Origin of the sequence: Pseudomonas mercuritolerans (genome assembly GCF_025706525.1) — a bacterium.
GTDB lineage: Bacteria > Pseudomonadota > Gammaproteobacteria > Pseudomonadales > Pseudomonadaceae > Aquipseudomonas > Aquipseudomonas mercuritolerans.
The window spans coordinates 19,752-31,872 of the sequence record NZ_JAMSHA010000004.1 but is presented as its reverse complement, the minus strand read 5'-3'; the positions used below and the strand labels follow the sequence as shown (position 1 = coordinate 31,872).

The following is a 12,121-nucleotide window of genomic DNA, read 5'->3' as shown; positions in this document are numbered from 1 at the left end:
CGACCGCTGGCTCAGACTACGACCAGAGTCAATGAACTTTCGGCTGTACCTACAGGGTTATTCACGCTTGCCCTGACAATGACCGAGCCAGTTTCAACCGGTGCAAAAACCACCTTCGACCATCCCTTGTCATCGCTGACAGTCCCTCTCAACGGAACATCATCAACGGTCCAGAGCACGCTCATATCGACCACTGGCTCAGCCAGATTTTTTACCACTTGCACCGCGATCGTCACAGGCTTGCCCATTTGGCCGATGAGGGGCACTGCATAAATGGAACGCAAGATGACGCTGGGTCGGGCAACCACGTTGATCCTTGCCAGCGCAACCGCGCCCGAATTCAGCGAAGCCACCAGATCAAACTGGCCGACCTCAGTAGGCTGGAATTTTACCGGCGCAATTCCTAGCTCGTCGGAAACCGACGACGGCAGCGATTTGCCAGCGAATTGCCAATCGACTGGCAGGTTTGTTACGGGTGTGCCTTGCGGGTTGGCTTTCACTACGGCCCAGGCGTTCACCTCATCTGCACGATAAACAATTGTCCTGTCGCAACTGAGCGATTCAATCACCGGCGCTTGCCCGGTATAGGTCAATACAGCCATATCCCAACCGGCCAGCCCTCCTTCAACGGTCGCTGACAGAACGCCATCACCCAAACCCATGAACGTCCAGTCAGCGATACCCTCGTCATCGGTCACAGAGCGCTCTATCTGCCCGTTGAACTCCCAGGTCACAGGCACGCCGGCCAAGGGCTGTCCGGTCAATGCAGAAGTCACTCTGGCTTTCGCATGCACTGCGGCTTCGTCGGGAGGCTGCCGGGCGTCGGACGGCTCATAAAGCTCTGCGATCTGTCTCGGTTGGGCGAGAACCAGATCCATCGCTATCGAAGCCCAATTGTCCGCATCGCCAACGGTTGCGATGACCTGACTGGAACCTGGCGTTGTGGGAACAAAGCATACTTTCGCCCTCCCGTAAAAGTCGGTCTCGGCGTTCAGAACGCCAAGGTCAGGGTGCGTAAATGTCACCAGCACTCCTGCCATCGGTTTTGCACTGATGGACGAAACGACCTGGATCGCCTCTTCAAAGACATCTCCCCAAAGAAGCTGCGAACCGGCATGGCTGGCCGCCGAGCTGATCCTCATCACCTGCGAGCCTGAACCCTGCGACATCGCGTTGGCCGGCGACAGCCGGGCCAGCCGTTCGGCGCAGAGCCGCAACGCAAAACTGCCGTCCGTGAAATCTCCCGCGCGCAACGCGAACCTTGCCATTCCATTCGTGACAACCTGCGCCATGCCCAACTCTGGCTCATAGTGATTGCCCAATACCGTGGGCGCAGTGCCGGTATGCCCCATACGTACGGTCTGCCCGTTAAATTCTTCCGGGAAAAACGCCACGATACTGTGCCTGCCTTTGCGACGCGGGAAACCGGTGGTCCCGCCCCAGTCCTGACTGGTCTGACCATCGAAACTGACCTTGACTCGCGGCCAGAGATCTTCTGCCAACGGTTTGAAGGTAGCGCTTCTGTGCTCTGAGGTATTGTCGTAGAGACTGAACAATGTCGCCTGCACTGTCTGCATGTCGGTGCTCACGGGAAGCACGGCGAAGCCGGAGTTACCATCGCTGTCAGTATTGACCGCTACAGGGTCGCCGCCGGAACGCCAGGTGACCGGCACATCGGCAACTGCCGATGCGGTAAAACGCGACACCACATTAGCCCATGTCCAGGCCTGATCGAGATCGACTACCGGATCCACCGGTGACTCGAGTATGAAATTGAAACTCAAGGCGTTATGTCCCAATTCCATTGGTGTGACGGGTGCGACGAATACCAATTGAGGCAGGTTTACAGCGAGCGCAAAGTTGCCCGCCCTTGTGCTGCTGCCGAAACCGAGTTGCCAGAAAGCGCCCTCTGCACCCAGCGGTTGCGATTGCTTCAAGGGCGGACTCACGATCGCATTCAGTTCGTCGGCAGGCGTTCCCGACCACTCCAGCGCTGCTGACAGGCCCACCAGCGGGCTTAGCTCATTGAGGCAGACGGTAAACTGATGATCCGCACCGAGGCAGGGATATAGCTTCTGCCCATCGAGTGCTGCCGTTACTCGATCCAGCCTGACGCCAACTTCCCGAGCCAGGTCCGGATTGACGAATCGCCCGCACAACTCGCGATCATCTGCAACAGCATCAGCCCGCAAACGCAACTCGAAGGGTCTGCTCAGACTTTCGTCGGCGTTGGAAGACAGGTTCCATGTCAATCCATCAGCCCCCAGCGGGAAAGAAACGCCGAGATCAGCCGGGTTCAGACCGATCAGTGGATCGCCCTCTCGCCAATCCAGACTGATGCGTTTGCTGCCGATCCACGGGCTGTCGGCAGCAGGGCTGACCTTCAGCACGTGTGTCTGGCCATGCCGGCAAACCAATCCGATGGTCTGATGATCGATTGCCTGACCATCCAGAGTGATCGTCACATGCTCATTCCAGACACTGGTCGCAATCGCCTTGACGACGAACTCCATCTCGCTCGGCTCGGCTTCTTCGTGAGCCTTGATGGTGGCAGTCACGCGATGGTCCCCCGCAGCTGCGGGTTGATGCCCATGACTGGACCAGCCTCCCGCGCCTGTCAGGGTCCTGGTCACGCTCCCGTCCGGCTCGTTCCAGAAAACCAGCGCTCCCTCTACCGGGCCACCGGTTCCTGATGCTGTCTTGTGCAGCACCTGCACCCACATTCGTGCGCTGTGGTTTTCATCCACCACGCAAATCCTGTCCGGCCCTCGCACCTCACCGGGCATGACCACATTGCGCGCCAGCGACATGGGTTTGGCCGGCGAACTTTCCAACAGATGCGCAGAGGTCAACCGCAGAGAAAACTGGCCATCCTGCCTGTCCTCGTTAGCAAATCGATACTCAAGCAGTCCATCCGGACCTATACGCGCGGCTGTTTCAAGCGGCGGCGTGACAGTGACTCCCAGCTTCTCGGCAGAGTCACCACTCCAGTGCAATGTCACGTCTGTGTCCCACAGCACCTGGGGAAACCGGACTTGCAAACGATAGGTCGTTCCGCGATTGGGATAGTCTTTCTGCTCCCACGGCCGCTCGTCTCCAGCGGCCATGATCGTGCGGACCTCTTGCAAAGGGTCGGTCGCCAGCACCTTGACTTCAAAGGCCTGACTCACCACGCCGCTGGCGTAGTAAAGGCTTTCGACCGAAGCTTGAATCTGCACATCGCCGGCCGCGCTCGGTTGTTGTTCAAACCAGGCCCAGCCCTCACGATCGGTCGGCGTCGTGGTTCCTGCGTCAGTGCCGTCTACCGTCCAGGTGACTGTTATTCCCTCCAGCACCTTGTCGGTGTAATACGAACCGACGCAGACGCCAACCCTGATGGATTGGCCGTGCTCCATCACCACGTAATGCGCTGCCTCTTTCAGTTGAATGAACTTCAGGCGGTGGTCGCCGAGTGATACCGGGATATCCAGTTCCGGGGCGTTGAACTCGTTCAATAACTGCAGGTTGAAAAGATAGGGAGGTTCGCCGTCAAGTTCCGGGCAAACCAGACTCCAGGAATCATCCAGCGGTTTATCCCTGCCCCAATCCGGATCGGCGACAATTGCGCCCTGTGGGTTGCTTTTGATGTTCAACGACGCCCGTGTACCCTGCCAGGTATCATCCTGCGCATGGATGCATTTGAAGCGGTGCGCTGCCGAACCAAGCGCGCCCAGACAAAGAGGCACGGCAAGGCCCACTGGCAATTGCTGCCCGTCCAGTTGCAGCGTCAACACCCGCGCCGCCGGCAAGTGCAACTGAAGATTGATCCGGGTGATCCGCAACGAAGAGAAGTAGTCGCCCTCCTTGTTGACCGGACTGATGGCGTGGACTTTGAGAATGTCGGTATCCACAAGCGGCAATGTCACATCCACTATGTACGAGCGCGGTCGGAACATTCGAGGCAGGCCATCGCGCTGGCGCAGAAGATCGACCGTTCGATCGCGGCGAGCGCCCACGAGCAAGGGAATTTTCTGCGTATCAGGCAGCCCGGCCACACTGAGCTCCAGCAGGCCCTCCTCATCGTGGTTCATTTCACAAAGAAAGCTGATGACATACCTGACGTCGTTACTGGAACTTTTGAATAGGCTGATCTCCTGATAAGCCGAAGAACCGTCCATGGCAGAGAGGATATTCATGCGCTCGCCACTTTCCAATTGATCGGACCTGGTCACGACATAAGCCGGGTTGACCGGCCCCCTTTTCCACTGCGCGAGGCTCTGGGAGAAGTCGCCATTGAGGATCAGATTGCGCTCGGCCTGAATATCGGGATCAAGCATGATGGCGGCTCCGTTCGGCGTTGCGTTTCAAAGCCTTCGCTGCGGCTTCTGTCACCAGGTTTTCCACTGCCAGTATGAAGGTCGGCTCACCGGCCTTGGCCGTATAGCGGATAGTGATGATGAGGTCGGTAATGGATGCAAGCACGGCAGACTGAGCCGGCTCGCCCCACCACGGAAAATGGATTTCCCAACAGGAAACCGCCCCCGAACATTCAAAAGCGCGAAGCAACCCCGGATCCTCATCCTCCATGACGCGCCCATCATCAGCAACGCCTTGGGAAATGCCGATTTGCTGGCCCGAGCGGGTGTTGAACACCACATCGGCAGGCGCTGGCTTGCTGTCGGGGTCATGCAGATATTCCACCGCCTGTGGCACTGGCCGGACGACGGTACGACTGCCAGTCTGGGTCAATGTTGCCCTGATGTTTTCGTAGGGTCCGAGCAACGCTGGGCAGTCAAATTCAACCGAGCGGATCAACCGGCAGTATTCACCGGGATGGTCGCGATTGAAGTTCAGCTCACTCACGCAAAAGGCGAGCCGTCCGTCAGCCTGCAGGTTTTCAAGCGCCGTCGCCCAGTCGGGGGCATCAGGCTGAGGCTCGACGGTATCAGCGAAGAGCTGACGCAAGGAAACGGTCTTGACCCGCTCGATACGTCGCTCGAAGCTTTGCAAGTGATCGCGCTGCTCACGCATCACAAAGCCAACCAACTGCTGACCAGCCAACAAACCGTGATGCTTCTCGGACCATGCCTGGGGCAAAACCGTCTGTGAGTCGTAATCACCGGTTTGTGCAATGCGCGATGCCTGGGCACTGATGCACAGACTGTAAGTTGCATCATAAGCCTGGTAGTACAACGCCTTGAGTTGTCCCAGCAACCAATCATAAAGCTGGCTGTGGGCAGTGCGTTTGTGCAGAAAGTCGTACACCGCCAAAGACTGACGATTGGTTTGCAAGACCAATTGCAAACTGGCCTGGGCAGCCTCTACGGCAATTACCTGCGCATTGATCTGCTCGTCCAGCGCCAGCAGTTCGGCGAGCGCCAGGTTACGTTGCAAACCCCATTCGCGGCGTCGCAGACGATAGCCCTCGGTCACCGCTCTTTTTTCCGCGTCGGCCTGTTTGCCCATGGAAGCAATCTGCAAGCCATGGGCGATGGCATGTAGAACACCTTCAGGAAAGGCATTGCCGTTGGCCATGCCAAAGACTTTGGGAATGACCGAAATCGCTCCCGCTGCAGCCTGAACAGCCACCGAGCCCTGATTCAGTTCCTTGGCAGCGTGCAGGTCATCCATGACCTTGTATTCCTCTGCCGTGACGTTTTCGTCAAACCACGCGGCGTACTCATCGGCGCGTTGCTTGACGGCGGCGTGACTTTGGCGCAAAGCCGTCAGCGTCACGTTCATCTGAGCGAGGGATTTTTCCTGAATGGCTTTCGTCCATTCGGCTTGTTCCAGCAGATGCCTTTGTTGCAACTCACCTGTTGCGCTGTGTCGCGCTGTTCCATGAAGCGCAGCAGTTCACTGCCGAGGTTTTGCAGCTCCTGTGCAGACCGCAGGGCAAATTCGCTGGTCACTCGCCAGCCATAACCGTTTATGACTGGGCGCCCGCCCATTCGCCGTGGCCCGGCGTTGTTTCCTGCTGCCAGGTCACGTAACAGTTGCGCAGGATCACCCGGTGGTTCATACAGCGGCAATTCGAGCGGTTTGCCATCAATGGTCAACCAGTGACGCAAGTTGTGAAGGCGCTGCCGAGGCAATTGGATCAGCGCCAGCAAACGATCATTGGTCGGCAATTTGAAGGGTGGTGTCGCCAGCAGCCCCATCGCGGGTGCGAAATCAGCCGAGGGCGGTACGTCGGCAAGGGAATACACATGCGTTCTCTCGAACGCTTCCAGCGTCGGGCGCTCGCTCTGGTCAATCAGCGCTCCGAGAGTCTGTGTCTGCCAATCGGTCACCGAGCGCGCCGAAGGCGGGTCGCCCATCAGGTCCTGCGCCTGCTGATAACACTCCTTGGCCAGCACCAGACTGTCCCGCGTCTGCTGACGGTAATACCAGTCCCCCTCCTCGACCAGATTCTTGACGAACTCCATGAAGGTGAGGATCTGAAAGTGCTGCGGCGCCGCGTAACTGATGGCGTACGGATCATCCTCTACCAGACACTCGGGGCCGGCATTGCCGGGACTCACCAACGGCCGGCAGCGCCAGTAATCCGGCTTGTCGCCTGGCTGCGGGGGATCTGAAACCTGCGCGGTCGCTTGCGGATCGAACACCCTGCGCCACCAGGCTTCAGCCTCGCGATAACGATTTTCGTCGCGAAAGCGGATAGCCACCAGATGAATCAGATGGAAGAACAACTCCCAGAAATAAAGGCCATTGGCACCATTGAAGGCTCCGTTGGGCTCATCGACCGGCCCGGCTTCCGAGGGCGGTTCAACCAGAAACTGCGTCGGCCAGGCGAGCACCGCATCAATGGAAATATTGGCGAGCCCGACCAACTGCGGACCGAACAGCGAATTGAGGCGTACCCGTGCCAATGTTTGCGGATTGTTGAAGGCCAGAAACTGCGCCGCGTCATGCTGATTCTTTTCCAGTACTGCGGGGTCGAAACCCGCGATGCCGGTCATTGTCAGCACGAATTCTTTACGGCCATAGGGTGCAGAGGCATCAGTAGCGCCGAAAGTGAAGGTGAGGGGACTGGTGAAGCCGCCTGAACCACGCTTGTAGGCAAGCCAGTCGGTGGCCCATCCGCCAGCTATTGAACGCTCCCCACTGGTTTGCTTCGGATCCCCGTCCGAGGGTTCGCTGGTCAGCATCAAATCGAAACCAGCGCAAACACTCGTGCTTGCCACCACCTCTGGGGCATTTGACCTGCAAATCCCCCTGACAACCAGGATGTCTCCCGTGGAGTGAGCAAGCAGAAAAGCATCCAGTTCGTAGAAGGCAGTCAGTGTCCCGGGCGTCGCGATCGTCGTAACTATTTTTGGCCGCATCTGCTCGGTCAGCGAATGCTGGACAGTGAGAAAACTGTCGAAACGTTGCGCCAGCATTTCCAGCCAACTGCCTTCATATTCCGGCCGAGAGCGAAACAGTGCATCGCGCACCACAGGCGTATGCGCTACTTCACCATTGAAAAACAGGATGCCAAGAACGCCATTGGGATGACTTTCGCTAACACGGACAGTGGCAATCAAGCGGCTACCGACTGCAGGATGGGCCGCGAGATCCGGAATGCTTTGCAGATTTGTTGCCGGCGACCAGTCACCGTTCTGCGATCTGAACGCTATGTTGATGCTCACCTTGTAGGGAACATAGCCGTCCTTGCCTTTCTCGCCGAGTTTGTCTGCAAGCTCGGCCCAGACCAGACACGGCCTGCCGTTCCAGAATACCGGGCGCACATCCAGCACGGTTCCGGTCGCCCCGACATCGATCAATTCCCACTCGTTCCACGCTGCCGGATTGACGCAGGTACAGGTCGGCGTCAGTTCAATCTGCGCTTCGCGCCAAAAGTATCGGTAAGGCGCCACGCGCTCGCGGCCGACAATGAAATAGCGCCCATCCACGGCCGAGGTGCCATGCATAAAAGCACTGACGACTTCCAGGTTGCAGGTTTCTTCAAAGGACTTCAGATAGTTGCGCAAAGCGATCAATACCGAATCGGTGCTTAACCGCGTCTGGTTCAGATCGGTCATCAGCGCCTGGAACAAACGAGTCGTGCGCGGCCGCGCGAACGGCGTCATGTAGTTTTCCGGGTAAACGAGGAGCGACATCAACGCCGACCAGTCCGAATAGTTTCTGTACAGCTCCCAGCGTTTCAGATCCTCTTCAGGGAACTCTGTCTTCGAATACCCCGGCTCAAGCTTGCGGTAGGCAGCATTGATGAACTTCTGCGCGCAGCTGATCGCCTCGGCACCCAGTGCACTGGGCACTTTTTGCGTGTCGAGCGAGTCCAGACGCAGCAATTCATTCAGATGGTCTGCGTTCTTCATGATGCTGAACCGGCCACCGCTCTCGCCAAAGTGGCCCAGGCAATACTCCGTCAGTGCAGTGCGACGTTGTTCCAGCAAATCGTTGATGATGCTTTGGCTCATGATCTTCACCTTCTGGCGGGGCGGCGCAAACGTCATGCTTCATCTGGAAGGGGGAGAGGCGCGAACTCAATCAATGCAAAATCCACAGCCTTCTCGCTGGTTTCCGAGAGCACGGTGCAAATGAATGTGCCTCCCGTCGGACTTGAGATAACCGCTCGGGCAACGCCTTGCTGAGTGGTCTGGCCCTGCTGGGGCCGAATCACCGCCTCAACCGCCAGTAAAGGCTCGTCACCAATAGCGGTGGCGGACCAACGCACCCAGCGGTTTTTGCCCAGATTGCCGAAGCGATCCATGAGAACGGCCGATAACTCGACCGCTTTTCCCACTGGCACGACGCTGGTAGGCACTCTGGACATGAAAGGCGCGGGGAAATCCAGGTTCCTGCCGTCGTCGGTCAACTGGATGAGCGGCCCCTCCTGCGGCGCGATCAAGGGCACCCAGAACAGCGGACGCTCAGCCCCCATGACCTTTCCTGGCGTGTAGGTTGCCGTGGCGACACCCGTTCCTGGCTGGGTTTGGCCGATGATCAGCGTGCCAAGACTGGCCTGTCCGCGAATGGACACACCGCTGAGCGCGTGGCCGTCCTGGTCCGTCAGCGTGATGGTGAAGATGATTTTTTCCGGACTTCCGGCAATCACCTCAGAGCTGTTCGGCACGATCTTCATGTTAATGAGTGGCGCCCGCAGCTCGGCGGATGGGCGAACCGCTGGCGCCGTTTCCCCAAGACTCAACGAGGCATGCTCGGCAGCGTCTTTGTAAACCGGCTTGTCGACGGTTTCAGGCAGCGTTCCCAGCAGAAAAATGGTCAGCGCATCCATGTTGGTGTGGGTGGCCAGTTCGCGTATCCGGACCAACAGATCCAGTTGCCTGAGATTTTTCAAGAGCCTGTATTGCGGGTCGATTCGCCCGATGCATTCGTGCACGTCCTGCTCGCTCCAGTCGAAAAACCGGGCCAGCCAGACCTCCGACGCCTGCTGTGCGAGGCGCAGCGCGTCGGCGGACAACTTCTCTGGATCTCCCAATTCGTGGATCTGCCTCAAGTACTCAAGCAACTCGGTATGAGGCTGCTTGCTGATCTCGAAGGCATGAGTCAGAACCGTCAGGTAGTACAGGGTAGCGACGGTGAAGTCTTGAGAGCCGTCCTGCTCCCACCAATCGTTGAGCCCGTGATCGAGCAGCGCATCAAGGGTTTCGAGGCTGATGTCCAGTTCGGCCACGACGGCACTGAGCCGACGTATGTCAGCCAGCAGAACGAACAGGGGATCAAGAGGTTCCTCGCGCAGGGTGCGTGACAGCGCCCAGTCTTCACCCATCTGCTCGACGATTCTGACCAACAGCTCGTAGACGCTCGAATTCGCCCAGTTCAAAGTCTTCAGCGCCCGTTCTGCATCCATCCCGGTATAAACAGCCAGACATTCCCGAGCGACTGAAAGCTGAGCGGCACGCGCCTGCAGCAGAACCGTGAGCATGATTTCGACAATGGGAGCACGCACACTGCTGTCATCTTCATCCAGCCCCTCCCTGACCGCCTTGTCGAGTTCCTCTCTGGCGAAGACTACGTATTGGTCTTCTGTGCCCTCGCGAGATTTCACCAGACCCAGCGGGTCAGTCAGCGAAGACAGCAGATCTTTCCAGTCACGGCCCACCAGCGGCGGCACACCGGCGGTCACGAATCCGATATGAGTCAATAATGCCTCGCCCAACAAATTGCGGACCTGCTCGAACAAGCGCAGTTCTGGCTCGGTCGCAACATTGGATACCTGAAGATCGGCCACCTGTTGCAGCATCCACAGCACGGGCAAATTGCGCGTACGACACCAGTAGCGGCATGCAGCCAGTGCCGAAATGAGGTTCAACACGTCGGGGACAGTGTCGCCGGCCGTGGGTTTTCCCTTGATCACCGGAACGCCCGCCAGACCGTCAGCCCACGCCTCCCCGCCAAGCACCATGAGCATCAACAGCCCCTCTACAGGTGTCATGCCCAACAAGCGGGGCAATTTCACCAGGCGGTAAAACGCCGACAGAACCTGCGGGCTGCGCTCGAGCGTGTCGGTTCGGCCATGGGCACGGGCGATCGCCAGCGCCAGATACTGGTAGGTCTGCAGGTCGATTTCCAGTGCGCTGCAGATTCGGCTGACGGTGAATTCGGGCACACCCTGCGCCGGTAGCAAAGGAAACACAGCGTTATCAAGGAGCAATGGATCGCGGTAGTCTCCCTGGACATTATTGAAGATCTGATCAAATTGTGACGCTACCTGCCCGCGGCCATAGATTGAGAACGCGTCGATAAACACCACGAAATCCGCAGCCTTGCAGCTGAAGCCTTCACGCAAGGTCTGGAACAACCCCAACGCATGCACGGTATGGTCGGTAACCCCGATGGCCGGTTTCACAGGTTTTTCAGAGCCATCGGGGATGCCAGCCCACTCGGCGTTGACCGCAGCAACCAGCAGCGAATCGACCTCCTCGGGAGGCAGCTTCAGCCATAGATCCAGGCGCCGCTTGCGGTTCATCCGATCGTATCGTCCCGGGTTCATGGGGGATTGGCTCAATCGGTGCAGCAGATTCTCGTAATTGACACTGACGGCGGGTGATTCGCCGCCATTGATAAAGACTGAACCGCAACGCTCGCTTTCCTGCGCAGCGAAAGGCGCATAAACAAGCACGTTGGCCGACCGTGTTGGTGCGTAACGGCGAATTGACAGAAAAGCTTCCAGGCCTTCGGCATCCAGCTTGGTGCGCTGAGCGAAAAACTCCACTTGATTGAGGTTCTGCCAGTCCACCCCGGTTGTACCGTAATTCTTTAAGTAGAATGCCTCTTTGGTGTCCGTGTCGGCGTCGTCGGGAATGAGCTGCTCGGTCAACAACTCTCGCTGGAACGGTCCCAGCCGCGAGGCATGGGCCAGCGCACGACCGGCATCGTCATCCCAAGCCTCGGGAAGCAGAAAGTTGGGGTATTCGATATCTGTCCAGCGGGCAAAATGCCCCACTGACAGACTGTGATGAGCAACCACCGCATTGATGGTTGCCCAATGCTTGTAGTAGGGCAAACCATTCGGATAACGCCGCAGGATCATGGCATCTTCCAGCTCCGGCTCGGTTCTGCCGCTAAACCTTTCCAATACCTTGAGAGTGATATTTACTGCAGAAACGGTCTGGTGCATCGCGTTGTGGTCGATGAACAGTTCCCTGATATCGGCCCGACGCCTGCGGATAGGAATCTTCCCGGTTACCTCATCGGCATCACCGTGTTTTTCGATATTGTCCCCGGCCCACTTCCACATCTGTACCAGATAAGCGACAACTCCCGTGGCATCTTCAAGCGCGCCAACCGGTGCGAACTGGTCAAATGCCGGGCGGAACAGGAGTTCGTAACTGGGCCCGGTGTTGAACCCACCCGCCGCGTACGGTGGCGGTTTCGGCTCGCCGGTCAATGACTGCTCGATGAACTGCCGTCGCAGGTAAACCGCCAGCCCATTCAACCGACGCTGAAACCTCCTGGCCTCCTCGACATTGATGTCGAAGTCTTTCGCCAGGCCCTCGGCGCCCTTCTCCACCAAGGGAAAAATCGACTCGCCACGCTCCAGCCAGGATCTCAGACCGGCAAATTTTTCCAGGCTCTGCTGCTCGCCAAAGACCTGCTCGAACAACTCCAGGCTGGGTTTTTTTGCCGTACTCTTACTGGCCATGCTGTCAGTCCCTGAACAGTTGATGTG

At 58.1% G+C, this 12,121-nt stretch carries 4 protein-coding genes; all 4 read right to left on the bottom strand.

Annotated elements, in window-relative coordinates:
- Positions 1–11: 11 nt before the first annotated feature.
- Genes ND528_RS12220 through ND528_RS12205 form a run of 4 tightly spaced genes read right to left on the bottom strand, consistent with a single transcriptional unit; the run spans position 12 to position 12,094 of the window.
- Complete coding sequence (locus tag ND528_RS12220) at positions 12–4,316, bottom strand: Ig-like domain-containing protein (RefSeq protein ID WP_263470423.1); 4,305 nt, start codon at positions 4,314–4,316, stop codon at positions 12–14.
- On the bottom strand, positions 4,309–5,721 hold the full coding sequence (locus ND528_RS12215; protein WP_263470422.1) for a Tc toxin subunit A-related protein: 1,413 nt from the start codon (positions 5,719–5,721) through the stop codon (positions 4,309–4,311). The genes ND528_RS12220 and ND528_RS12215 overlap by 8 nt, the downstream gene beginning before the upstream one ends.
- Positions 5,718–8,405, bottom strand: a complete 2,688-nt coding sequence (locus tag ND528_RS12210) for a neuraminidase-like domain-containing protein (protein WP_263470421.1) — start codon at positions 8,403–8,405, stop codon at positions 5,718–5,720. Before ND528_RS12210 ends, ND528_RS12215 begins: the two co-directional genes overlap by 4 nt.
- A gap of 32 nt (positions 8,406–8,437) precedes the next feature.
- Entirely contained in the window at positions 8,438–12,094 is a 3,657-nt protein-coding gene (locus ND528_RS12205) for a Tc toxin subunit A (protein ID WP_263470420.1), read from the bottom strand.
- Positions 12,095–12,121: the final 27 nt, after the last annotated feature.